This is a genomic window from Bacillus sp. bc15, assembly GCF_900142585.1.
Classification (GTDB): domain Bacteria; phylum Bacillota; class Bacilli; order Bacillales; family Bacillaceae_G; genus Bacillus_A; species Bacillus_A cereus.
This window is the reverse complement of record NZ_FRBJ01000023.1, coordinates 1-23,775: the sequence shown is the minus strand read 5'-3', so window position 1 is coordinate 23,775 and position 23,775 is coordinate 1. Positions and strand designations below refer to the sequence as shown.

Sequence of the window (23,775 nt, the reverse complement as noted above, 5' to 3'; positions counted from 1 at the left end):
CTCTCTCCTTTTCCTCTTTTTTATCAGTGTTGACACATAAAAAGAGGTTCAGACACAAAAACAGGCTGTGGAGAAGACTTTCTCCACAGCCTGAGCAAAATAAAATAAAGGGCGAATTTCGCCCTTTATTTTATTTTGCTATATATCTTTTGCAGTTGCTTTTTGATCGTTTCAGCGGATTTGAACAATTTTTTTGCAATTTCAGTCTTACTAAGTCCGCTTTCTTTCAAATAAAAAACTTCACGTTCTGAAGGTGTTAATACTCTGGCTTTTCTTTCGATTTTCAATGCATCTACTAGTACGGCTGACACATCTGAATGAAGGCAATTTTTATCATAAAATGCTTCTCTAATCACTTTGGGAATATCTTTATAAGACTGTTTGGTTACATAGTTAATGGCTCCATTATCAAAAGCCTCTAAAATAATTTCCTTTTCATCCCAAGATGTTGACATAATTATCTTATTAAAACCTTTTGCAGTTAATTTTTTTGCTACCTCTAGCCCATTTAAATGACTATCTTCTGGTGACAATGTAATATCTAATAAAATTATATCAATTTCTTCTATATTTCCTTGTAGAGCTTCTTCCTCCGTGTAAGCTTGCCTTACAATCAATATATCTTCTTCTTTTTCTATATAATTTTTTAAACACTTCATCCAGACTGTATCATCTTCTACCAACATTACCCTAATTTGTTGCATAACGCTTAATCTCCCATCAATATAAGAATAAATTACTAATCAGCAGCTTCTACAATTCGTTTACTTGGCAACCAAATAGTCATTGTAGTACCCTGATTTTCTTTACTTTTTATTGAAATATCGCCATTATGCTGTTGAACGACATTATAACAGTATGTTAGCCCTAATCCATAATTCCCTTTATGCCCTTTAGTTGAATAGAAAGGATTTAATACAAGAGACTGATCTCTTTTCTTTATCCCCATTCCATCATCTTTTATATCTATATAAATTTTTCTTCTAGTTTTATATATTTTTATTAAAATATGCCCTTTTTTGTTCATAGCTTCAGTTGCATTCTTTATAATATTTAAGAATGTTTCTTGTAGATGGACAAAGTCTCCGTGTATAAGCATATCCACTTCATACTGCTTGGTTATATGCACTTCTTTACCAATATACGGCTGTGCTAAAGAAATCGCAGATTCCATACATTCACTTAGTAAGAAATCCGTTTCCTTTAACTGCATAATATCTAATTTGCTTTGTATCCGTGTCGATACGTCTAACAAATGCTTAGTAGATGCTAAAGCCATATCAATATTTTCTGAAGAATTAGGGTCGTCACCTATAGAGTCTTTAAGCTCATGAATTAAAATATCCAACTTTGAAGCTTCGTTCTTCATTGTATGATTAAATAACGCTGAACCGCTTCTGACAGCCTGCATAGTAGTATCCCTTTGCTGTCGTTCAAATACAATTTGAACATCTAAAAATCCATATTTAATTATGAAATAAGCAAAAAAAGCAAATTGAAGCGCTATTCCTATTGGATTATACAGCCATACACCTTTTATTCCCATAGCTTCTAGTACTATATTTGTGAATAAAGCAAACGTTGACATTGGTACAATAACCAGGCAAGTAAACATTTTGTGTTTCTTTATCGCTGGTCTATTCTCACGCCATGTAGCCCAAATTAAGAGGATGTCCATACCAATTACATAAGGTACTACCCAAAGACAAAGTGCAACATAATGTGCTTTAAATACTGGATACAATGTATCATATTGATACATAATTACAATCGGTATTAGAAATACAATTTTCCAGAAGATCTTTTGTTTTTTTGTTTTCAAAACTTCTGCAAAAGAGAGACCAAAAATCCACATCGCATATGGTGTCATGTAGTGACTTAATGAGGTTGATATGCTATCCGCCCATAAAATCCATTCGGAGCGGTTCGGAATATCACCCAGCATTACACCTAAACCACCAAATCCTCCAAAGATAGCTATTGCGCTTCCCCATCTAGTGGTTTCATTTTTGGGATTCGTAAAAAACAAAATCGCGGCGATCATCCACAACAAAAATACAAGGACAATCATTACAAATTAGCTTTCTATCCGTTTTCGGATGAACTGGATAGTGTCAGTAGCAATTTTATTGCGATTTAAAACAATTCCTGCGTGACCACCGTTGTATACATATCTTGCTGGCTTCTCCCACGCTTCCCATAAGTAATCTGTATCCTCAATATGAACATACTGGTCGTTTTTTGCAGAGATTAATAGAATGTTATCTTTATTCATTACTGGAACAGATTGACTCGGGTCAGTAATTTTCCAATGATTTATTAAATCTTCATATGTAACACCATGCTCCTGCAAGTCTTTTTTTATATATTTTCCAGGATTGGTTTTCCATATGGAGTAAGAAAGGCGATTAGCGTAGAAAATAGAAACTAATACATCTATTTGTGGTTCAACTAAAGTTGTTAAATTTGTAATAAAGCCACCTAAACTAATACCAATCAGTATGACTGGGCCCTTTTTATTTTCTTTAATCCAATGTATTAGCGCACGTAAGTCAGCTACCGCTTGTTGAGATGCTTCAACTGTTCGTTCCACATTAGCACTTATCATGTATTCACCACTATACAAAGAAGCCTCTGGTTCTCTATCAAAATGATAAGGCATTGAAAAATAATACATATTCCAGCCTAAATCCACCATCTTCTGTTGAAATATGTTTTTAAGTTTATTTGTAGAATCCATTCTCCAACCATGCACAAGTATCACATTTGGTGAATATTCATCCTTATTTATAAAGGCTTCACCTGTTACTGTATCATTACATGGAATACCGGATTTGATTGAACTTTCGTATTCAAATTTACCCGTTTTGTAATTTGGGTTATCCCATGCGCCCATATTAAATTGAATATCAACTGGACTAGTTTTATAAAACTCTTCGATGTTATCTATTCCTATATATTTATTAGAAATAGAGGAATATTGGAATTTTTGACTGCGTTTCCTATGCAGATCATATAAAGCACATAGGTCTATTGCTTTTGAAAGAAACAAAATGTAACCCTCCAGTTTGTTATGAAGTACGACACTTCACCTAATCTAAAATTCTATTTTCTCTATAATGTGTCAATATAATGAATTTTTTTCATTATATTGACATTGTATAATTTTAAAACGGTTTAATCAAAAGGAATAATGCCCTTATTGTATTAAATTGGTAAAATAATTGTATTTTTCGGAATTATTAGAGCGAAATAATGATTTTTGTTTTTCGCCCTGTTGATAATTCCCCTCATTTCCAAAAATTAGAACATAATTATAAAAAATATAAACAGAACTTGCTAGTATCCCAAAAGAAAGGAAAAGAGATCTTTAAGAAGGCATATATTTAATAAGTGTTATAAAAATACAAAAATCGCCTACCAAATAAACCGATAGGCGGTTTTAAGCTGCTTTAAACCAAAGTGAATTTTTTTAGATTGATTAAAGGTAGTAGTAGTTTGTTTTTTGCTTTATATGTGAAGGCTGTTATTAGAATGAATACAGGGAGTTGATAATTAATATTTTTGAGTTCTTGATGCAAAAGCTCCGAGTGTTAAAAATATTAGAGTAAAAAAAATCACAAACTTGATAATTGCGAACGAAATTGTAATCGTAAATATTAATAGCTTTATAATTGTCCTAATAATAAACTTTAGAATACCCATAGATATTCGCTCCTTTATAGTTCCATATCATGACTTTTACGTTTTGTTTTCTTCTCTTTCTTCTCTTTTTTCTCTTCATTATCCTCTTCTGTTTCTTTATTGGTTGAATTTTTTACTTTGTCTAAATCTCCAACAGTTTGAACAGAATTTCTTGTGTCGTCTATATCTATCCGATCAGGCGTTCCATCATTATCTAAGTCTCGTTCTTTTGTTATTTCTTCATATCGAATACGAATAATTGGATCCCTGGCTATTATAGTTTCTAATGTACCAGCTCCTAGTTTATTATCTAGTTCTTTCAAATCTAATGATTCAATACTTGTTAAAAAGGAATCTTTATATTGTGCCTCAAATAAGTCTTTAAAGGAAGTATATGTGATTGATTGAATAGGAACCTTTCTTTCTTTATCTTCCAAATCAAATGAAGTAAATTCTATATTTCCATTATCTTTTTCTTTGAAATTTTCAAGGAAACTTTTTTCAAATTCACATAATGTTCTATATGAAGCTTTATCTATCTCTTTATCCATAATGACCATTCCTCTCTTTATGAGATTTAAAAAAACGATGAATATTCTTTATCCATCGTTTTAAATTACTATCGACTAATTGATTGTGTCTTTTGTTTATCTTTTGATACTTCTTTTTGTTCTTCTTTGATTTTTTTATCAAGTTTTGCAACGCCATTCATTGAAAAATCAACTTTCTTTTGTTTAGGCTTTTCTTTTTCATTTTCTTTGGCACGCTCTTTTTTTTCAATAACATTTTTTAATGCTTTTTCAATAACATTTGTTTGTTGACCAGCAAAGAAAAATGAATAATCATCTTTTCCATTTTTCACTACTGAAAAATCGACACCCAATTTTTTAAACTCTTTTTGATAATCTTTTAACTGTTGTTTAGTAATATTTTCATCTAAAGCTACAACGCCATCTTTATGCTTATTTATCAAGTCGTTTATTTTTTGCTTACCTTCTTTTGAATTATCTTTTATAATAAAATCTTTTTGCTTATCATCGCTAGATAAGAGATCATTTAAAGCCTTCAATACTTTTAATAGTAATTCTCCTGATAGTTTTGTACCCTGTGACACTATCTCCATTGCTACCTGTGTATGTTCATCTACTGAAACCATTACAGTATTTCCCCCCTAACAAATTATTTAAAACATTGTACCATATAATGGAAAATGATGATATGATTTTGGAAAGAAAATATTAAGAGTTTAGTAGAAGGCAAGCTACGGGTGTGTGACCACACACCCCAAAAACGATGTTTTTGACTTGGTAGGAGATTCCTACGACCATTACAAATATAAATAAGAAATTTTTACAAAATTACTTATTTATTTGTTGTCGCTTTGCTCGAATTTTTTTAAAGAAAGGATTTTTTATATGCCAAGAATTAAAACAGATTTAAAACTGTCGTTATCAAAAGAAGATAAGGAATTTATAAAAAATAAAGCAACTGATTTGGGATATAAAACTGTATCAGCATTTCTTATTGATAGTGCAAAAACACATTTCAAACTTGAAGTAGATATGGCGGTTTATAGAAATTTAGCTAAAGAAATAAATTACATTGGTAAGAATATAAATAGCCTAATTAGAAGGATTAATACAGATAGAATTTACACGGATAATGATATTGATTTCCTTAGAGTTAATCAGAAGAAAATCATAAATTTAATTAATACCGAATATGACCGATTAATTGATTTGAAAACCAAGTTTAATAGCGAAAGCTTGAGTAAACAACAAAAGGAAAAATTAATACAATCGTTATCTGAAAATCAAATACAGATACCAAAAAAATTAGTATTAGAAGAGGTGTACGAAAAGATAAAAGAAGATTTTGTTTATATTATAGAATGTATAGAAAACTCGCCTGAACAAGATAAGGAAGTAACAGAATATGTATGGAAATATTTATATGGACGTACGTTATATAAGTTAGATGATAATCAATTAATAAAAATGGCTAATAGTATTTTTATTTTTGCTCAGAAATTAAAATTTAAGTTATCCAAATTTGATAATATTTTTGAGGATGATGATTGGTTTGAACTGAAAGATATATTAGATGAATATGAAATTTATTAATTAGGGACTGATTACAATGTCTATTGTTAAAATACAAAAAGTCAAAGACTTGCAAGTTGTCATTAATTACTGTATGCAAGACCATAAAACAAACGAGGAATTAGTTACATTTTATGAATGTTCTATAGAAACGATAGATAGGGATTTTAAAAGTGTTTTAGTTGACTACAATGAAAAGAATAATAGTGATAAAAACATGAGTGCAAGAATGATAATTCAATCGTTTGATAGTGAGGATAATTTAACGCCAGAACAAGTTCATCAATACGGAGTAGAATTTGCTGATAATTATCTGAAGGGCAATCATCAATATACAGTCATTACACATACAGAAACAGATAATTTACACAATCATATTATTTTCAATGATATTGATTTTAATGAATTAAAAATGTTCGATTCAAAGCGTGTAAATACTTTGGAGAGATTACGTGAAGAAAATGATAAAATCTCTGAAAAATATGGTTTGTCGATAATCGAAGAAGGAAGAAAGGGCAGGAAAAAATATTTAGCTTTTAACGAATATGTAGCTAGATCAAAGAAGAAATCCTTCAAAGGAAATTTAGAAGAAATAATTGATAAAAATATATCAAAGTCAAATTCGTTTGATGAATTCTTAGGTTTAATGCAAAAAGAAGGATATGAGCATAAACAAGGAAAATATCTATCGTTTAAGAATCCGAAGTCAGAGAAGTTTATGCGTACTAAAACAATGGGATTTAATTACCTTGAATCCTCTATCAAATTCAGAATAGAAAACAAAGGTTATTCACCAATCCAAACAAGTATAATGAACAGACAATGGATAGATAAATCACAAGAGAAATTAAAAAACAATAAGGGACTACAAAAATGGGCTACTAAACAAAATATTAACTACCTAAATGAATTAAGCTCTAAACTATATAAACTAAATGTTTCACTTTCGGAACTTGATGAAATTGAAGCAAATAAGGAAGCACTAATTGACAGCCTTGAAAAGCAGCTTTTAGGTATTGATAATGAAATTTTTAAATTAAAGAAAATAAAGGGGTGTTTCCAAACTTATAAAAAGAGTTATCCTTTAATCGTTACGTATAAAAAAACTAAAAATAAAATGGCGTTTAAACAAGAACATTATCATGAATTTAAAGAGTATGATGTTGCAAAACGTGATATGAATTATTTAAAAAAGAATTATGCTATAACTGATGAATCTGAATTGCACTATAAATTGTCATTAATGACGAAAGAACGAAATTTACTTTATGGAAGTTTAGGAAAAGAAAAAGAAGTGGTAGTTAAAGAACAAGAGCAACAAAAACAGCAGCAACAACGTAAAAAAGAAAATGAAAGATAAAAAATTATATGGCATCAAAAAAGGATATTGTATATTACTTTGTGAATGGAATAAATAAATTAATATGCTGGGAGGTGGCACATTTTTGTCATCAATATGGAATGAGATCTTAACGGCTCGTGAAGCGAGTATAAAGTTAGGTAAAAACCCTAAATATATATATTTTTTGTGGAAGAGACATTCAAATATTTTATTGAAGGGTAGCGTAAAAATGATAGGTAGAGAGCTACTGATTACAAAAGAAGGATATGAATACTTAAAAGCATTAGAAAAAAAGGAGAATGACCTTGCTATTATTTTTTATTAATAGCAAGGTCTTTATGAAGCGGTATAACACTTCTGAAACGAAACTTCAAAAAGATCAATTTAGGAATTTTTAGTTGATCTTTTTAGTGTTCTGAAATAGAGCCTAATTAGGTTCTGGTACAAAAAGTCTATAAAACTTGGACATACTGATACTATTAATCTAAAAAGGTATGTGATTGGTATGGAAAAGAAAATTTAACACCCTCAGAATCAAAAAGTCGATTCCCTGTACCTTGAGGAAATCGACTTTTTCTACTTTTAATTACCATTTACCGCCTGGCATACCATGTTTGTATTGCATTTCCATTGATGGACCTGGTCCTTTTGAATATGCTTTGATTTGCTCACCTAGCCACATAGTAAGATTTGTAACTCCACCATTAGTTTTTTCTATTTCTTTTTCGTTAAGGTTTTTTAACTTTGTGTTTTTTAGTTCCACGATTAAAATTCTCCTTCTAATTGTAATTTGTAGAAAAATGCATTAATTTTTCGAAATTAATAATAATAATTATACATCTAAATATTTGTATTTTAATATGTAAATGTGCATTTTTCTCTTTCACTACGTATATTAAGTTTTGGATTATTATGTGATTCTACAAGTACATCTCTAATAGCACGACTCCTGAAGTATTTTGGACAGTTTTTTTGAAAACGTTCGACCACCTCTTTGTTAACAGCAAACATATACTGATTTTGATTGGGTTTTTTCGGCATAAAACTCTCCTTATAGGCTCTACACAAATGTAGTTTATTGGTATAATTAATCATTATATATAGTGAATATTTAGGTAATTTCATGTAGCATCCTTCTCAATAAAAAGTCTTAACATCAGTCTGTATATGATACACATAAGATTTTAGGTTAGAAAGAATAAACAGAAATAAAACGGTTAATAAAAATAATTTCACGTACCATAATGTGGACATAAACCAAAAGACAAGCATAATTAGTATGCATTTAAGTATTTGCATAACCGCGTATAATAACCAAGGTTATATTACCGACTAAAGTCGGAATGGTTGTTAAAATCCCTTGATGAGTTTATCTACTGATATTTTGCTTCTGGGCTTTAAATTGTTTAGCAATTTTAAGGTCGGGTTCATGATTGGTAATTGTATTTTTAATTATTTTGCTAAGATCTGTAGGGTCTAGGACTGATTTTACTGAGGCATTAAATACAGATTCTTTCCTTTCACGTTCCCATTCAAGAGAATATCCATTTGCCAAGGCTAGACAGCGAATAAATTCACGTTGTGTACGTCCGTTTCCTTCACGGAATGGATGGAGAACATTTATTTCAGCCATATAATGTGCAGCCCTATTTGAAAATTCATCAATCTTTAATCCTTTTAATGTATTTTCGTCTTTTAATTGTTTAAATAATTCGGTTGCCTGGTCCTTTAAAAAAGAGGCATGAGCAAATTGAAAAGACCCCTTCGCAATGTTCTCTTCTCGTAGTTTTCCTGCAAAGGGGTAGACATCTTGAAAAATGTATTTATGAATTTCTTGTAGGTGTTTTAAATCGAATTTTCCAGTGATAGGCTTCTCTTGTAATTCCATAATTCTAACACCGGTCATGATAGTTTCAACGCTTTTAAGTAAATCTTGATCTTGGTAATCCATTTTATTTTTTAATATATCAGTTCCAGGGTAACAGTATTTTGATTGTTCATTTGCGCTTTTCACGTCTTGCGATAGCATCGGCTAGTTCAAGCAATTGTTGCCGAGTTATCTTCCCTCCTAACTTAGCTTTCATAACTTCTTCCATTTCTTTTGTAACGGTCATTCCTTCAATTTCTAAAGTCGCTTTTGCAGCCTCAAAAGCCTTGTTCAGCTCTTTTTCATTTTTAAACATAATTTGGTAAACCCCTTTCAAATTGATTTTATTATAATTTGATATTTCTGGAAATGTTTTTTCATCAATTACTTTGGAAAATAACTACGCTTTAGTATTTATACTCTTTTTTATTGTGGTCACAACATGCTTCATGAGTAAGCCAAAACCTATTATACCTGACAATGAAATAAGTATATTAATTAACTCCAAATCGGACATTTTTCACCCTCCTGTTCAGATGTTCCTTTTTGAGCATTGCATGGGAAACGTCTATGACTATAATCCCCATTTGAGTAAGGACATCTATATAAAAGTCGGTATCTCTTTCGTTGTCAAAGAATTCAGCGTTTGAAAGAGTAGTAGGACCATCTGAATCTTTACTATAGAAACCATCTTCAATCTCAATTACATAACCTCGCTTCATTAACTCAACACTCCTTTTATGATAAGAAAAGGAATTGCTTCATCTAATAGCTTGTTTAGTTTGAGAAATTTTCATTTTTCGTTGCATTGATTTTTTTATTTGATCGGCCATAAATCCTAATACTTTATTAGTTATCTTTTCAGGAAAATAACCCTGCCTTTCTAAGAGAATGTTTTCAATTACAAATTTACGACGTGTCCAGTATTCATAATCTTTCGCTTGATCTTGAGTAAGGTCTTTGAATTCATCATCCACTTCAGAGGCGTTGTTCAACACTCGCATTCCATAATACTATCACTCCGCATACTTCTAACTTCTTTTAAGAGAAGGTATAAATCAAAGGGATGATATGTTTTTAATACGATTACTGCTTGCTCTATATGTTCGATAAATATATTATTTTATGAAATTTAAAACAATCCTCTTTTATAGTACAAAGTTTAGGAAATTCAGTATCTTCATCAACAAGACTTCCTCCACAGAAATTACAATTTGTTTCTTCTAAAGCATCAGCATGATCTATTTTCACTTCGATACCACAATATGGGCGAAGCATTAATAAGTATTCTCTTTGTTAAATTACACCAAAATTATCTTAAAAAATCAAAACGTTTGGTTCAAATAATTGAAACTATATGTTTAATTTTATCGGAATTTTTAAAATCGAATGCTATAATTAATATAAATTCATAAAAAAGGGAGATATGTATTTATTATGAAAAAGATTGGAATGATGTTCGGAAAAAACAAGTGAGTTAACAGCAGCAAAAAGAAACAGCTCAACCAAAGAAAATGAAACCAATTAAAGAGGTGGAGAGAAGTGTATAATCTACCAAACATGCCAAACATATTACAGATTTTGATTTGTGGTTTTATCCTTTATGTTCTTTTTTGTATTTGTAAATTTATGTACTGGAAGATCCAGGAGCGAAGAATACTGAAGCGGATGGCAAAGTCTGGTATTCGCTATATAGACAAAATGGACGGACATCAATTTGAAGTGTACCTAAAAGCTCTCTTTAGAGAGTTGGGTTATTCTCCAACGGTCACAAAGCAGTCAAATGATTTCGGAGCGGATCTTGTATTAAAGGGGAAAAATCGTATTGTAATTCAAGCGAAACGATACGGGATGAAAAACAGAGTCGGCATCAGTGCTGTACAAGAGATATATGCAGCAAAGGCCTATTACAAAGCGCATGAAGGATGGGTTGTCACGAACAGCGTTTATACAAGGCAAGCGAAAGAATTAGCGGAGGCATGCAATGTAAAACTAATAGATCGTGTAGAACTTCAGAAATTGATTAATAAAATTAATCCCGAATATTCGGCTAAAGATGTATATCAAAGGGGAAAACCTGCAGAACGGAAATGCCCAGTATGTAAAAATCATTTAGTCGTTAGAAATTCGAATAAAACAGGGAATAAGTTCTTTGGCTGTTCTCAATATCCTACATGTACACATACAGAACCAATCCAGCTCTTTTTCCTTTCATTTAAAGAGTTCTAACTGGAGTATCGCCACATGACCATCAACTTAAGAAAAATAAACACTCTCTATCTTTCTCATTTTCCACAAAAATGAGTACATCCAACAATGAATGTACTCATTTCCAAAACTTCCACCAGGATTTCTTTTTGGCTGCTGCTATTTCTTCCTGGGCGGATACAATAGTACGTTTAGCATCCTGAATTTCTCTAATCATTTTCATAAGATTATCATCTCTTAGCTCTAACCTTTTTTCAATCCTTTCTTCACGTTCTTTCCGATCTTTCATATCTTCCTCGATTAATGTGTTTCTTTGATCTATACGATCACCGAGTCTCTTTTCCACTTCTAATAGGTTAGCTTGCTGTACCTTATTAATTTCTTCTATCATAGCGCTATATTGTTGCTGGAATTGATACTGCATTAGATATGGCACTAGATTTGTCCCCTGGGATTCCTCTTTCTTATTATCAATTCCAAACTGCTTTGCAATCATTTTCGCAGCTTTTTCTAAAGTCATACCATCTTGCTTACTCAACTCTACTAACTGTTCAATGAGTACAACATCAAACTCAGTATATTCCCTTCTTCCTCGACTATTTTTTCTTACATCAAATCCTTCACGTTCAAGAACATCCGAATACTTTCTCAGAGTGCTTCCACTTATCCCTAGACGACTATAGACCTCATTGCTGGTATATACTATCTCTGCTTTTGACATAGCGCTATGCCACCTCCTATTAGAGAATTTCAATATAGAAGGGATGAACCCTTTAAGAATTCATCGACTAAACTCGTACGGTCTTTGCAATGTTTTGTCGAAATTATACACATCCACATAGCGCCATAGTTAAAGATAAAACCCTTTTAAATCCCCCCATTGCACAGCAAAAAAGAAAAAACTGATTCAGACTAACCAGGTTTTTTTAGTTCTTTATAAATCTAGTTGGTCCGTTTGCTATCAATGAGGGTGTCCAAGTTTTTCTTGATGAATCGTTCAAAGGATAAAATATATTGAAAGTGATCGGTTTTTCCTCGTTGAAATGATTACCTATGAGGGTAAAAAATAGGCGGGACTGTTAAGTTAATAGAAGCAGAACTTAATGATGAATTAGCGATAAGAAGTAGACTTAAAGGGTGTGAACCGTTAGAGGATATAATGTACAAGTAAAGTAGCGAATCCGCTACTTTTTTATTTTACAAAAAAAACCTGCAAACCTGCAGATTCTTCTGATAATGATTTAATTAAGTAAGACCCGAAAACATAATGCAATGATTTGAAAATGAATTCAAGAGTATTTTTCGATTCATGCCGCTCTATAATCTTTGTTTGTAAGCTTCTTTCTAATATCCATAAATCCTAGAATCATTATTATCATGCATATTAACTTGAGCCAACGAAACTCCTGGTGGAACATTAGCCCAGAGAAGAATTCATATGCATATAACAAACCGACAATTGTGAATAGCCAAGTCATAAATTTCAAATCTTTTAGATGAAACTTATAAGTATTAATCTTTTTCCACATATGTATAAACTCCTATTGTTCTGATGTTCTGTAGTTTTTCTTAATGATATCTCGCATGTTTAAAATAAAGAATAGAAGAAAAATCATAGCTATGATGCCGTTAACCCAGTAGTATGTACGCCCCGCTGTGAATCCAGTATAGAAAGAAAGTAAATTCCAAATTAAAAGGATTGTTGTACAGATAGTAGAGGTCAATAATGAACCAAAACTTCTCATGATTGTCACCTCGATTCAAAATGCTAGAATTTATTTATAATTTTACATTTAAATAAATAGATTTTCAAGGATTGGATGTATTAAAACAATTTGAAGGTATTACCGCAGGGAGGATTTAGACAAATTACTTTCTGTCCATATAGAAGGTGGTCGGGAAATGGCGAAGGAATACGTAAAGAAGTTTTATAAGTCAACATCTTGGGAGAAGTGCAGGGAGTCATACAGCGCTACAACATTAGGGGGTATATGTGAGCAGTGCAAAGAAGTCCCTGGTTCTATCGTTGACTATATTGTTGAGATGACACCAGAGAGTATAGACAATCCAGACATCAAATTGAATCATGAGAATCTATAATACTTTTGCTTATCTTGGCATAACATAAAGACATTTGGTAAGTCTGTATTGATTAGGAGGGTATGAGGAGACGTTACCTATTTGCTTGTTGTTGATTCTTTATAGTTGAAAGTAGAGTAAGTAAAGTAGTAGTGATCCGTGTAAATATGGTACTTTACTTACGCATTTCCATGCCCACGAGGTACAAAAAATTAGGAATTAAATGAACGAAATTAACCAATAAGTTTGTGTGACCAGCTCATTGGTTATCTTTTATAAACTATTATAAATTTAATTATATAAATAATCGGATTATAAGTTTTATTGTTAAAAGCATAAGCGAGGGATCCGAGAGGGGATATTCGTATAACATACAGATCATTTCGTGTGGGCCCTCCACCCCATGACCAATAACTTACGAATTCAGAATTACCATCAAATGAAAAAATCAGCTCTTTTGTTACAAGTTAGCGCAAAATTTCCTTCTGGGGAGTAGTAAAAATTTTAGTTTTATGGCGATGGGGTGTTACGCCATAAATGAATTATATAATTTCAATAAAATTGATAATAATAAAAAAATATCCAAATATGCAAAATTACATATTTATACATTTATAATATATTATATAATAATCACGATATTGAAATTTTGCGATGTTAAATATTATTAGGATGAAGGAGAATTATCATGAAATTAAATACACTAAAATTACAAGAACTTAACAAAGAAGAAAATGAACAAGTAAACGGCGGAGTTTCACCTGGTGATCTTTGGTCAATTGGAACAACACTTTGGGAAGTTGCTAAAGACTATGGAAAAGGTAAAGGACCAGCAATGGAAATGCAATACAAACATGGTATGCCAGGCGGTAAATGGTAATAATTAAAAAAATTCCTATTAATTTATATAATTAATAGGAATTTTTTTGTAAAACAACTCTATAATAAGGAGAAATTATAATGAATAAAAGCAATTACACTATATTAATAAAAAAGAATTATTAGAAACTAGTAGTGGTAAAATAACATTTGTAGCAACTAATGCATCTTATTACCCTCAAAAATGGATTGTATTAAAAATCAAATAACAAAATAAAATATTGCCCCTCTAATCACAGCTACTTAAGTATTTATTTTATTTAAAATTGAAACTTTCTTAGTATTAAATAAGGTGCCACCTAGATCACAGCAGCGCCTATGCCTCTTACTATAAATTTGGTCAAGATCATTTATCCTTACTTTATTTCTTTACTTCCATACCCAGTATCTTTGCCACTCATGAAATTAGCTTCTTTTCTCATCTAATATTTCTTGATAAATATCCTCTATAGTAACTGCTTGTATTAGCAATCTCTAAAATCTCCTAAAATTTTGTGAATTTGTATTGATTAGATATGTTATCGTTAATTTCAACTATAATGATGCCAATTGTAGTGTGTGGAAAAATACATCAATTTTTTAGAATCAACAAAATGCTAACTTTATATCTTTATACAGAAATTTTAATATGCAATTATGCATATTCTCTTAATTAGAAATTTTATAATTATATAATTTATTTATTAAATTTTATATGGAAATAAGAGAGTAGGATATAAATTGAAAAGAAAATTTGTTTGTGTTAAATAATAAAATTAAAAAGATTGTGGGTTAACATGTCTTTCAATGGTATCCCGCTATTATGGTCTTTCAGTAGCTATTTCAAAAATTAGAGAAATTACTGTAACTGATTTAGAAGGGACAATTTATACTAAAGTATTATATAAATTTCATACAGGGATGATAGGTAGAGCTTCTGTATTGATAGGTGGAGAACTTATATGAAAATTTATATTGAAAAAACTAGATTTGACTTGTAATTAGTAGAATTTGATGAAAGCGAGAGGGAATAAGTTTATGTTAGCGAAATTAAATAGATTTATGTTTGATTTACCTATAATTTGGTTTGTATTACTTATAGTATTGGGAACATTTTTATTTGTTATGCCATTAGATTTATTTTTACCAGCCATAAAACAACATCCAATAAAGGAACAACCTGGTATTATACAGGTTGTATTAGGAGTATTTGCGGCACCTTTATATGAAACATTAATTTTTCAGGTATTTTTATTTTGGATATTAAGTTGTATTCCACTTATTAAAGATCGTGATTATCTTATCATTTTAATAGCAGCAATTATATTTGGATTAAACCATCCAAATGGTATTACTTCTATAGTTGCTACAGCAATAATTGGAATTTTATTTAACTATGCTTATTGGGTATATCAAAAAAAGAATGAAAAAGTTAAGGTTACAATATCTGCTTTTGGGATTGTTTTTTGTATTCATGTATTACATAATTTCATTGTTTTTATAGCCAGTGTTTTAAATAAATAATTAGTTTCATCATATAGATTGGGCGTATTGTGGTACTACCTCATCGCTATAAAATTAAGGATTTCACTATATATAGAGTAAAAAAGACGTTAGCCTTTCTGTAGAATTATAGGAAAGGCTAACGTCTTTTAAGCCTAATGGACCTAAAAAAAACTGCTGGACAAGCAAAAGTACCTTATGATAGAAAAAACGTTTGGGCCCCTGTGCATCCTTTTATTATCGAAGATATTCGTGAAGCAATTGTAAAAGGTATACGGGAAAATGCTGAAGATATGCTCCAAGACAAAAATGATAACTATGGTATTTTAAACATCAAAAAATTAGCAGCCGAAATTCCTTATTGGACTGAATTGCCCGAATGGGAGGAATGTTGTGTCCATACTTACTTAATGATTGAAAAAATAGGGAGTGGAGGAAGCGGCTTTAGGAAATTATATTCCGAATTTTTAATAGAAGCATCTGCTTACTTACCCGAAATCGAACAATATTCTTGCATTACAAAAATAGAAGAAATACATAAACTATATAGGTTATTGGGAAGGAAATTCTTTTCTGCTGGACGAAGTAAAGATAAAAAAGTTCTAATCGAAGTCCAAAAATGCTTAGAAGATATATATATATTAGAAAAGGAATTTTGGGAGATCTTATCCTATATAACTAATACATATAGCGTTGTATCTTTAAATCAATAAATTTTTCGATAAGCTATTTAATAGATTATTGAATTTAATCTTTTGATAGAGTTAAAAAAATCAACTTTATATTCTAATTTAGAAATTACTAGGTGGTGTCGGTCGTGTTTGAGTATCTTTTAGTTAAAGCTTTATTTACTATTTTCTTAATTAGCCTAATCGTGTTAATCAGTGTAATATGGACTAAAATAGAAAAAATTATGGACGAGACCGTATTTAAAAACGTTTCTGAAAAAACCAGATATGTAGTAACTATGATAATTGTTATGGTGGGAGAATTTGTTCTCATAGTCATTACTTCATTAAATTGGAAAGCTTCAATTATTGACACACTCTTTTTTGGTAGTATTATTTTGTTCTGCTGTATATGGTTAATACCTTATTTTGCTAATCAACAACAAAACGTCGCTAAAGTTATGGATAAGCATTTTAGTGGAGGGGTAGATTTAGGTGAAGTTCAAGTTTACCGCACAAAACTTTCTGCATTTAATTTAGGAAGTATTGTATTTTCTATAGCGGGAATTATTATACCTATTTGTTATTACTTTAAATACTTTTTATAGGTGTTTATCAGTTCTGTTGCAAATTTTTTTAAGATATAGTAATAGGTGAGATTACAGATATTTATGTAGAAACAACTTAGATGTATAAGACAATCCATTTGAGTGAAAACATTAAAATACCCTATAAAAAAAGAGACCCTATAAGGTCTCTTTTACTTGGATTAATTTAAAAATAGTAATCATATCCAAAACATCCACCAAGACTTCTTCTTAAACTTGGCTGCCGCTATTTCTTCCTGGGCTAATACAATAGTACGCTTTGCATCTTGAATCTCCCTGACCATCTTCATAAGATTATCATCCCTTAGTTCTAACCTCTTTTCTATCCTTTCTTCACGTTCTTTCCGATCTTTCATATCTTCTATTATTAATTTATTTCTTTCTTTTATATCCTCTTCAATTAATTTATTCTTTTGATCTATACGATCACCGAGTCTCTTTTCCATCTCTAATAAGTTTGCTTGCTGCACCTTATTAATTTCTTCTATCATAGCGCTATATTGTTGCTGGAATTGATATTGCATTTGATAAGGAACCGGATCTATCCCTTGGGATTCCTCTTTCTTATTAGCGATTCCAAACTGCTCTGCAATCATTTTCGCAGCTTTTTCTAAAGTCATACCATCTTGCTTACTCAACTCTACTAACTGTTCAATAAGTACAATATCAAATTCTGTATATTCCCTTCTCCCTCGACTATTTTTTCTTACATCATACCCTTCACGTTCAAGGACATCCGAATACTTTCTAAGTGTGCTGCCACTTACCCCTAAACGACTATAGACCTCACTGCTGGTATATACTATCTCTGCTTCTGACATAGCGCTACGCCACCTCCTATAAAGAAAATTCCATATCAAATGTCTAATACCTCTTGAAATCCATCGACGAAGCTCGCGCAGTCTTTGCTAGGTTTTGTCGGAATAGGTAGATTGGAAATCACACGAAATCATTCGTATAAAATATTTATTTCAAAAAAAATATATCTTTTTAAAAAATTACTCTTAGAATATGAGGAAAAAATTCTTATAATACGCAAAGTAGGCTTTTATGGCGCTATGCAGCTATCAAAAAGGAGGATATTTAAATTATGAAAACGACAAAGGTTAGAAAGAAAAAATTAAATGTAAAGATTTGTTTTTGGGGATTCAAGCTTTTTGTTAAATACTCTGCTTAACAACATATTTATATTCAAATTATATTTTTAAAGCCCCTTCATAAAAGAACATGAGTTCGTGTATGATAAGAACAAATGTTCTTTTTCTTTAGGAGGAATTACGATGTATGACGATTCAATCCTACCGAATAGAATCGTCTTATGTGTTGATTTACGCAGCTTTTATGCTTCAGTGAGTTGCATCAAAATGGGACTTGATCCCATGCATACAAAGTTGGCTGTAGTCGGCGATGTAAGTAGAAATGGGTCAATTGTTCTTGCTGCAACACCCCCATTAAAAGCGTTGGGCGTAAAGAAGATGGCAAGGCTATACGAGATTCCTCGACGTAAAGATATTCTAGTTGTAAATCCAATTATGGGAACTTATATAAAATGCTCTAACTACATAACAAAACTAGCTTTACAATACTTTCCTATTGAGGATTTCCACCAATACAGTATCGATGAATTTTTCATGGATATTACCGATAGCATTCATTTATTTGCCAACGATCCATACGAATTCGCTATGAAGTTCAAACGTGAAATATATAATCATACACGAGTTGAATGTACAATTGGAATCGCTCCTAACCCACTCATGAGTAAGGTTGCTTTAGACATTGAAGCTAAGAAGAACAAGGATGGAATTGCTCTTTGGAAGTATGAAGATATCCCTACGAAATTATGGAGCATACGACCGCTTAATAAGTTTTGGGGCATTTCGTACAAAACAGAAGAAAAGTTGAATCGAAAAGGAATACATTGTATCGGAGATTTAGCCAATTATCCTCTTAAATATTTAAAACAGAGTTTCGGCAAAATTGGGGAGGAATTGCACTTACATAGCAACGGCATTGATTTCAGCCGTATTTCGGAGAAATACGTTCCAGCTACAACTTCTATTGGAAAAAGCCAAATTCTAATGCGAGACTAAACAATAGAGGAATTCCCGATTGTTCTACTGGAACACATTGAAGAAGTCTGTTATCGCCTTAGAAGACAAAACAAACTTGCTCAAACCGTTCAATTTTCTGTTGGTTATAGCAAAAGTTATAACGATGGGATTAGAAAAACACATACTTTAAGCCGTCCTACTAACTTAACAATGGATATTTATAAGATTTGTACATATTTTTTACATGAACAATATACTGGAGAACCCATCCGCAGCATAAACATTTCTCTAACGAATCTAATTCGGGAAGGGGAGGAACAAATTTCTCTTTTCGATAATATCACGCAACGAGAACAAGAAATGAAGCTAACAAAAGTAATGGATGAAACACGCACAAGGTTTGGGAAGAACAGTATTTTACGTGGGATTTCCTATACACATAGCGCTACAGCTAGACACAGAAACTCACTGATAGGGGGGCATAAGGCATGAGTAACGTCAATATGCCAAAAGGAAGAGGAATGATCAAATGGTCTCCGTTCGCAGCAATGCCTGAACAGTTTGTTGGTATTCGTGAAATCATCAAGGAGAAAAACAAAGTAACTCGGCCGATCTTAACCGCTGAAGAAAAAGAACTGATTGAGAACATGCTATTATGTTCCTTAGTATCAGAAGAAGAAATAATGATTACATATTATGAGGACGGTTATCTACTCTCAGGTTATATGACTGTTGTTGATATTGACCCGTCAAATAGCGCCGTTATATGTACGGATGCTTTTTATAATACGATGAAACTGCAATTTTCTAATATAATAGATGTAAAGTAAAATTATAAAATCGACATACAAATACTTATAGGAGTATCGCCAGTATTTTTAGAAAAAGTAAGTTAAGAACATACAAAATTTTATACAGTTTTTCGGCTAATACAGTAATAAACGAGAAACCTAAAACCGCGCCATAATAGGAATGTATAAAAAGATGAATAGTTTTATAGAAAATAAAAAAGGGGATTCCTTCTGAGAGTAAGGATTCCCCTTTTTCATTGCTCCCGATAATTTTATGTTATGTTAACTGATTTTGAATAAATATTCGTAGAAGTTTTTTATAAAATTCACTATAGGTTATCAAACAAGCATTTTTTCTATTAAAACATAGAATAATATAACTCTTGTTTGAGAGGAGGTATAAAAATGAGTTGGAGTAATGACTGTTGGAAACATAGTAGTCATTCTAGTAAATGCGAGGATCATAACGACTGTTGGAAACATAGTAGTCGTTCTAGTAAATGTGAGGATCATAACGACTGGTGGAAACACAAACATGATAATGATTCTTGTAGATATAGACATCATAGAAAATGTAAATGTTTTATTATTTGTTGTCATAGTAATCGCAAACATTGGTAAGATTATTTATCATTTTTGATGAAGAATTTTAAAAAGACTTATCCTTTATAAAAAAGGACAAGTCTTTTTATTTACTATTAATAATGAGACGTTATGTTAACTATTAGTGTATAGGATATACATACGAAAAAATTGAAGTTATGATAAAATTGAATTATTTGGAAATATTTCTGGAGGTGAAAATACCGTATGCAAAAGTTAACTAACAAAGAAATTGATTATATTTTAAAACAATTAATGATAAATGATTTGAAAGAATTGATACATGTTGGGGAAGGTGCATGGCATGAAGTTTATAGAATAAAAACATTTTCAAATCAAGATTTTGTTATAAGAATTAAAAAAAAGAAAGCATATAATCAACTTCAAACTTACACCAGACAGTACCTTCTTACAGAATATGAATCATCCAAAACATATTATAACCAAGCCAACAAATGCATTTGGAGAATATGCCCCACCGAATTTAAATACTTTATTAATGAAGAAATAATATTTAATGTAGAAAGTTTTATGGGAAGTAGTCTACCGTTACATAGCTTAGACTATAACAAATCATTATATTTAGGACAGTTGTTGGGAAAATTTTATAAAGAGATGCACGATAAGGATCCTATGCTGAAGGGGTATGGAAATTTAATATGGAGCGAAAACAATATAGAAGGTAAGGAAGCATTATATATTCAAGAGAGATGGGAGCAAGATAATGACTTTTATCTTAAAGCATTAGAAAAGCTAAGTAACTCAGAGTTAAAATTCAATCGGAAACAGGTTGAATTAAAAATACAGAATATCATTTCTATCCGAAGAAAAAGGATACAAAAGATATCTTTAGTTAATCAAGATGTTACCCCTGAGAATATAGTATTCCACCAGGATAATGTTTCCGTTATTGATCCATATCCTAGATTAGATTTTGATGTAAAGTATGCTGGTTACTTTTACTTTTGTTATAAACTTCTTCTTCCTTCTTATTCCAACGCTCCAAGATATATAGATAGGGGTTATGATAGCAGTGTAGACGTATTAAACGGCATAGCAGAGGGTTTTGTTAAAGGGTATGCAGGCAATGACCACTCTCTATATAAAAGACTAATTGATGAATATCTTTTGTGGATCTTATTAGAAATTCATGAACATTATATGCTGTTAAAACAAGAGGATTTAAGTTATAAGGTTGAACAGCAAATGGGAAATAAGGATATTCTAGAACAGAGAATGGAAATGTATTTAAAGGAACTGGAGAAACTGATTGGAAATAAGCGCTAGAACTTTATAGATTCTCAGAAACATTGACTTCCAATAACGATCATTATGTAAATAAGCTGTCCATATGGACAGCTTATTATATTTTTTGCTTAGCGTGGGTTTTTTCTGAAATGCTGGCGATACCCCTATTAACTCTTCACGAGACAAGTAAACGGACCTTTATTTAATACTTAAATTATCATTCCGATTTTTACCACAAATTCTTTTTAATTGTATAGCAGGTGAGAATTTTCTGTACTTATTTCGTTTTAGCTTCCATACTTTATGTATGTAGTGCATTCTTATCAATTTTCCCCATTACTTTAACTCGTAGGGGCATTAACTTTAGAAATCTGCTAATGGATAAGCAAGTTAATAATTATACTTGAAAATGGAGTGATACGATGAATAAGACGTATGATGTCATCATTACCGGTGCTAGATGTGCCGGCTCTACCCTGGCAATTTATCTTGCTAAGGCAGGTTTCCATGTGTTGTTAGTGGACCGAGCGAATTTTCCAAGGGACACATTATCAACCCATACCTTTTTCAATAATACTGTCGCTCTTCTTCGAGAAACTGGTGTCCTGGACAAGTTATTGGAAACAAAAGCACCGCCGGTACGGGATATTAAATTTCAATTTGAGGATACCGTGATAGAAGGTCTCATTCCTGAGGTTTACGGAGAGGAAAGTTGTTATTGTATTAGAAGAACTTATCTCGATCATATTCTACTTGAACAAGCCAAATCCCAAATGAATGTAACTGTTTTAGAAGGATTTCGTGTGACGGATGTCATCCGTGATGACGAAACAGTGATAGGCGTGAAAGGTTTAGATGGCGACAACGAGAAACAAGAATTTTTAGCTCGCCTGGTAGTCGGGGCAGACGGCCGATCCTCTATTATTCGCAAACTGGTAAAAAGTGAACTCAAAATAAGTATTCCGGCAACAGTCGGCATCTATTTCGGGTATTTCTCTGGATTTCGCCACGATAATGTCCCTAAATTTGAAGTATACAAGATAAAAGATAACACAGCCATTCTCTTTCCGACGAATGATGATTTATATGTAATTGTCGGCATTTTCCCATTAGAAAATAAGGAATTGATAGGACGGTTGAAATTAAATCCGGAAAGCTGTCTACGCAATTTCTTTACAGATAACTTTCCGAATACAACAATTGGGGCGCGCTTGAAAAATGCAGAACTAGTAGAACCGGTCAAAGGCATTCTCGGATATGATAATTACTGGTATAAAGGAATGGGAAAAGGATGGGCGTTGGTTGGAGATGCAGTTTGTTTTAAAGATCCTGGCATGGCGCAGGGTATCCATGATGCTATATGTGGAGCACGTATATTATCCAATATTCTATCAAAATATAAGGGACAATCCGATCAATCAAATCAAATGTCTGAAGAATATCAAAAGGCAATAGAAGATGAGTTTATGGTTCGGTTTCACATGGGATGCCAAATTTCGAAGAATGAACGCATATCTGAACAACAGGATGCTGTCAACAAGCTAATCAGTTCCCATCCAGAGGCTATAGAGAAGTTTTTAGGGATTTACAATTATGCAAACGAGCCCGCTGCTTTAGAAAAAGAACTCGCACGAATTATGCAATCGATCTAGCAATGATTTTAGAGATTAAGTGATTTAAGTACAAAAATAATTCACTTGTAACAATACATCTAGAAAGATATACCTTTCGAACATATTTAAAGATTACAAAGAAAAATGAATTTTACAAAACATACAAAATATTAAACTCAAAAAAACCAGCGATATTATACACATGTACTGATATAACTGGTTTTTTATATGGATATTTGATGGCCAATTTTACAAATTATAAAAAATTACAAGCTAAGTTTTACATTTTCACAACAATATTTTTGTAATATTATCTTTCTTTTCCCTCTGTTTGATTGGCTTGGAACTCCATTTTTAGCGCAATACTATCCCCTTGGAAAACGTTTTGATCTGTTCCGTTATCCTCAAATATAAACTTTATCCAAAACCAATCCATTTTCCCAGGTTTTAATCCCCCTGTTTCAGTCCACTTAGAATGAAATACTTTTTTGGAGACAATCTCTGAACTTTGTGATTTTAGTTCTGCAAGTGTTGTCTCGTATACAGG

26 protein-coding genes and 4 pseudogenes are annotated in these 23,775 nt (G+C 31.6%); 15 read left to right on the top strand and 15 right to left on the bottom strand.

The features are described from left to right. Window positions 1-125: 125 nt before the first annotated feature. The 5 genes from BUA87_RS29260 to BUA87_RS29240 form a co-directional block, all read right to left on the bottom strand. Window positions 126-704 carry a response regulator transcription factor gene (locus BUA87_RS29260; RefSeq protein ID WP_050845605.1) on the bottom strand — a complete coding sequence of 193 codons (579 nt, stop codon included), beginning with the start codon at window positions 702-704 and terminating at the stop codon, window positions 126-128. A 35-nt stretch (window positions 705-739) separates the two neighbouring features. Beyond that, window positions 740-2,071 carry an ATP-binding protein gene (locus BUA87_RS29255; protein ID WP_072941909.1) on the bottom strand — a complete coding sequence of 444 codons (1,332 nt, stop codon included), beginning with the start codon at window positions 2,069-2,071 and terminating at the stop codon, window positions 740-742. A gap of 6 nt (window positions 2,072-2,077) precedes the next feature. Further along, a complete protein-coding gene (locus BUA87_RS29250) occupies window positions 2,078-3,052 on the bottom strand; it encodes an alpha/beta hydrolase (protein WP_072941906.1) in 975 nt (324 codons plus the stop codon). A gap of 667 nt (window positions 3,053-3,719) precedes the next feature. After that, entirely contained in the window at window positions 3,720-4,235 is a 516-nt protein-coding gene (locus BUA87_RS29245; protein ID WP_072941903.1) for an NADH dehydrogenase, read from the bottom strand. Between the two features lie 68 nt (window positions 4,236-4,303). Next, complete coding sequence (locus BUA87_RS29240; protein ID WP_072941900.1) at window positions 4,304-4,840, bottom strand: DUF3801 domain-containing protein; 537 nt, start codon at window positions 4,838-4,840, stop codon at window positions 4,304-4,306. 259 nt (window positions 4,841-5,099) lie between these two features. Between BUA87_RS29240 and BUA87_RS29235 the strand changes: the two genes are divergently transcribed. From BUA87_RS29235 to BUA87_RS29225, 3 genes are all read left to right on the top strand, one after another. Next, window positions 5,100-5,807: a hypothetical protein gene (locus BUA87_RS29235; RefSeq protein WP_072941896.1), complete on the top strand. Its 708-nt coding sequence runs from the start codon at window positions 5,100-5,102 to the stop codon at window positions 5,805-5,807. A gap of 16 nt (window positions 5,808-5,823) precedes the next feature. Then, window positions 5,824-7,146, top strand: coding sequence for a relaxase/mobilization nuclease domain-containing protein (locus BUA87_RS29230; protein ID WP_072941892.1), 1,323 nt, complete (start codon window positions 5,824-5,826; stop codon window positions 7,144-7,146). Between the two features lie 85 nt (window positions 7,147-7,231). Further along, window positions 7,232-7,453 (top strand): hypothetical protein, encoded by a 222-nt coding sequence (locus BUA87_RS29225; protein WP_072941888.1) that lies wholly within the window; start codon window positions 7,232-7,234, stop codon window positions 7,451-7,453. Window positions 7,454-7,714: 261 nt separating this feature from the next. Here BUA87_RS29225 and BUA87_RS31505 read toward each other — a convergent pair whose 3' ends face one another. The 5 genes from BUA87_RS31505 to BUA87_RS32070 form a co-directional block, all read right to left on the bottom strand. Continuing rightward, entirely contained in the window at window positions 7,715-7,891 is a 177-nt protein-coding gene (locus BUA87_RS31505; RefSeq protein ID WP_176543044.1) for a hypothetical protein, read from the bottom strand. Window positions 7,892-8,497: 606 nt separating this feature from the next. Continuing rightward, window positions 8,498-9,016, bottom strand: a complete 519-nt coding sequence (locus BUA87_RS29215) for a Fic/DOC family protein (RefSeq protein ID WP_225989862.1) — start codon at window positions 9,014-9,016, stop codon at window positions 8,498-8,500. A gap of 109 nt (window positions 9,017-9,125) precedes the next feature. Then, the gene (locus tag BUA87_RS29210; protein ID WP_176543046.1) at window positions 9,126-9,314 is read right to left on the bottom strand and encodes a hypothetical protein; all 189 of its coding nucleotides are present in this window, start codon (window positions 9,312-9,314) and stop codon (window positions 9,126-9,128) included. 175 nt (window positions 9,315-9,489) lie between these two features. Then, window positions 9,490-9,717 carry a hypothetical protein gene (locus tag BUA87_RS29205; RefSeq protein WP_072941874.1) on the bottom strand — a complete coding sequence of 76 codons (228 nt, stop codon included), beginning with the start codon at window positions 9,715-9,717 and terminating at the stop codon, window positions 9,490-9,492. Between the two features lie 39 nt (window positions 9,718-9,756). After that, the gene (locus BUA87_RS32070; protein WP_225989861.1) at window positions 9,757-9,990 is read right to left on the bottom strand and encodes a hypothetical protein; all 234 of its coding nucleotides are present in this window, start codon (window positions 9,988-9,990) and stop codon (window positions 9,757-9,759) included. Between the two features lie 351 nt (window positions 9,991-10,341). Between BUA87_RS32070 and BUA87_RS31500 the strand changes: the two are divergent. Together BUA87_RS31500 and BUA87_RS29195 are read left to right on the top strand one after the other, a co-directional pair. Next, window positions 10,342-10,545 (top strand): annotated as a pseudogene (locus tag BUA87_RS31500) (hypothetical protein); the annotation flags it as partial. Continuing rightward, window positions 10,538-11,224: a restriction endonuclease gene (locus BUA87_RS29195; protein WP_072941870.1), complete on the top strand. Its 687-nt coding sequence runs from the start codon at window positions 10,538-10,540 to the stop codon at window positions 11,222-11,224. The pseudogene BUA87_RS31500 and the gene BUA87_RS29195, both read left to right, overlap by 8 nt. Before the next feature lie 97 nt (window positions 11,225-11,321). Here the strand turns inward: BUA87_RS29195 and BUA87_RS29190 are convergent, their stop codons facing one another. From BUA87_RS29190 to BUA87_RS29180, 3 genes are all read right to left on the bottom strand, one after another. Next, window positions 11,322-11,924 (bottom strand): DUF3967 domain-containing protein, encoded by a 603-nt coding sequence (locus BUA87_RS29190; protein ID WP_072941867.1) that lies wholly within the window; start codon window positions 11,922-11,924, stop codon window positions 11,322-11,324. A 586-nt stretch (window positions 11,925-12,510) separates the two neighbouring features. Next, complete coding sequence (locus BUA87_RS29185) at window positions 12,511-12,732, bottom strand: hypothetical protein (protein ID WP_072941862.1); 222 nt, start codon at window positions 12,730-12,732, stop codon at window positions 12,511-12,513. Between the two features lie 12 nt (window positions 12,733-12,744). After that, window positions 12,745-12,948: a hypothetical protein gene (locus BUA87_RS29180; protein WP_072941859.1), complete on the bottom strand. Its 204-nt coding sequence runs from the start codon at window positions 12,946-12,948 to the stop codon at window positions 12,745-12,747. Window positions 12,949-13,105: 157 nt separating this feature from the next. On the opposite strand from BUA87_RS29180, the gene BUA87_RS29175 reads away from it, so the two are divergent. From BUA87_RS29175 to BUA87_RS29150, 6 genes and pseudogenes are all read left to right on the top strand, one after another. After that, the gene (locus tag BUA87_RS29175; protein WP_253207837.1) at window positions 13,106-13,303 is read left to right on the top strand and encodes a hypothetical protein; all 198 of its coding nucleotides are present in this window, start codon (window positions 13,106-13,108) and stop codon (window positions 13,301-13,303) included. A gap of 667 nt (window positions 13,304-13,970) precedes the next feature. Next, window positions 13,971-14,162, top strand: coding sequence for a hypothetical protein (locus BUA87_RS29170; RefSeq protein WP_072941856.1), 192 nt, complete (start codon window positions 13,971-13,973; stop codon window positions 14,160-14,162). 770 nt (window positions 14,163-14,932) lie between these two features. Continuing rightward, a pseudogene (locus BUA87_RS32065) lies at window positions 14,933-15,106 on the top strand (cysteine peptidase family C39 domain-containing protein); the annotation flags it as partial. A gap of 72 nt (window positions 15,107-15,178) precedes the next feature. Next, entirely contained in the window at window positions 15,179-15,664 is a 486-nt protein-coding gene (locus tag BUA87_RS29160; protein WP_072941853.1) for a CPBP family glutamic-type intramembrane protease, read from the top strand. Between the two features lie 128 nt (window positions 15,665-15,792). Further along, window positions 15,793-16,356: pseudogene (locus BUA87_RS29155) on the top strand (DUF4872 domain-containing protein); the annotation flags it as partial. 104 nt (window positions 16,357-16,460) lie between these two features. Then, on the top strand, window positions 16,461-16,919 hold the full coding sequence (locus tag BUA87_RS29150) for a hypothetical protein (RefSeq protein WP_072941846.1): 459 nt from the start codon (window positions 16,461-16,463) through the stop codon (window positions 16,917-16,919). A 179-nt stretch (window positions 16,920-17,098) separates the two neighbouring features. Here BUA87_RS29150 and BUA87_RS29145 read toward each other — a convergent pair whose 3' ends face one another. After that, the gene (locus BUA87_RS29145) at window positions 17,099-17,740 is read right to left on the bottom strand and encodes a DUF3967 domain-containing protein (RefSeq protein WP_072941842.1); all 642 of its coding nucleotides are present in this window, start codon (window positions 17,738-17,740) and stop codon (window positions 17,099-17,101) included. 459 nt (window positions 17,741-18,199) lie between these two features. Between BUA87_RS29145 and BUA87_RS29140 the strand changes: the two are divergent. The 4 genes and pseudogenes from BUA87_RS29140 to BUA87_RS29120 all read left to right on the top strand — a co-directional run bounded on the left by BUA87_RS29140 (window position 18,200) and on the right by BUA87_RS29120 (window position 23,267). After that, window positions 18,200-19,465, top strand: a pseudogene (locus BUA87_RS29140) (Y-family DNA polymerase). Next, complete coding sequence (locus BUA87_RS29135; protein ID WP_050845656.1) at window positions 19,462-19,803, top strand: YolD-like family protein; 342 nt, start codon at window positions 19,462-19,464, stop codon at window positions 19,801-19,803. The pseudogene BUA87_RS29140 and the gene BUA87_RS29135 overlap by 4 nt, the downstream one beginning before the upstream one ends. 771 nt (window positions 19,804-20,574) lie before the next feature. Then, entirely contained in the window at window positions 20,575-21,654 is a 1,080-nt protein-coding gene (locus BUA87_RS29125) for a hypothetical protein (protein WP_072941835.1), read from the top strand. 383 nt (window positions 21,655-22,037) lie between these two features. Then, window positions 22,038-23,267, top strand: coding sequence for an NAD(P)/FAD-dependent oxidoreductase (locus tag BUA87_RS29120; protein WP_072941830.1), 1,230 nt, complete (start codon window positions 22,038-22,040; stop codon window positions 23,265-23,267). Window positions 23,268-23,538: 271 nt separating this feature from the next. Here BUA87_RS29120 and BUA87_RS29115 read toward each other — a convergent pair. Further along, window positions 23,539-23,775, bottom strand: a 237-nt coding sequence (locus BUA87_RS29115) for a M73 family metallopeptidase (protein WP_218602449.1), incomplete at its 5' end; no start/stop codon positions are given.

Bases quoted from the DNA above. Each gene is read 5' to 3' on its own strand.
- BUA87_RS29260 (WP_050845605.1), bottom strand. From the start codon at position 704: ATGCAACAAATTAGGGTAATGTTGGTAGAAGATGATACAGTCTGGATG.
- BUA87_RS29255 (WP_072941909.1), bottom strand. From the start codon at position 2,071: ATGATTGTCCTTGTATTTTTGTTGTGGATGATCGCCGCGATTTTGTTT.
- BUA87_RS29245 (WP_072941903.1), bottom strand. From the start codon at position 4,235: ATGGATAAAGAGATAGATAAAGCTTCATATAGAACATTATGTGAATTT.
- BUA87_RS29240 (WP_072941900.1), bottom strand. From the start codon at position 4,840: ATGGTTTCAGTAGATGAACATACACAGGTAGCAATGGAGATAGTGTCA.
- BUA87_RS29235 (WP_072941896.1), top strand. From the start codon at position 5,100: ATGCCAAGAATTAAAACAGATTTAAAACTGTCGTTATCAAAAGAAGAT.
- BUA87_RS29230 (WP_072941892.1), top strand. From the start codon at position 5,824: ATGTCTATTGTTAAAATACAAAAAGTCAAAGACTTGCAAGTTGTCATT.
- BUA87_RS29215 (WP_225989862.1), bottom strand. From the start codon at position 9,016: ATGGAATTACAAGAGAAGCCTATCACTGGAAAATTCGATTTAAAACAC.
- BUA87_RS29205 (WP_072941874.1), bottom strand. From the start codon at position 9,717: ATGAAGCGAGGTTATGTAATTGAGATTGAAGATGGTTTCTATAGTAAA.
- BUA87_RS29190 (WP_072941867.1), bottom strand. From the start codon at position 11,924: ATGTCAAAAGCAGAGATAGTATATACCAGCAATGAGGTCTATAGTCGT.
- BUA87_RS29185 (WP_072941862.1), bottom strand. From the start codon at position 12,732: ATGTGGAAAAAGATTAATACTTATAAGTTTCATCTAAAAGATTTGAAA.
- BUA87_RS29180 (WP_072941859.1), bottom strand. From the start codon at position 12,948: ATGAGAAGTTTTGGTTCATTATTGACCTCTACTATCTGTACAACAATC.
- BUA87_RS29175 (WP_253207837.1), top strand. From the start codon at position 13,106: ATGGCGAAGGAATACGTAAAGAAGTTTTATAAGTCAACATCTTGGGAG.
- BUA87_RS29170 (WP_072941856.1), top strand. From the start codon at position 13,971: ATGAAATTAAATACACTAAAATTACAAGAACTTAACAAAGAAGAAAAT.
- BUA87_RS29160 (WP_072941853.1), top strand. From the start codon at position 15,179: ATGTTAGCGAAATTAAATAGATTTATGTTTGATTTACCTATAATTTGG.
- BUA87_RS29145 (WP_072941842.1), bottom strand. From the start codon at position 17,740: ATGTCAGAAGCAGAGATAGTATATACCAGCAGTGAGGTCTATAGTCGT.
- BUA87_RS29135 (WP_050845656.1), top strand. From the start codon at position 19,462: ATGAGTAACGTCAATATGCCAAAAGGAAGAGGAATGATCAAATGGTCT.
- BUA87_RS29125 (WP_072941835.1), top strand. From the start codon at position 20,575: ATGCAAAAGTTAACTAACAAAGAAATTGATTATATTTTAAAACAATTA.
- BUA87_RS29120 (WP_072941830.1), top strand. From the start codon at position 22,038: ATGAATAAGACGTATGATGTCATCATTACCGGTGCTAGATGTGCCGGC.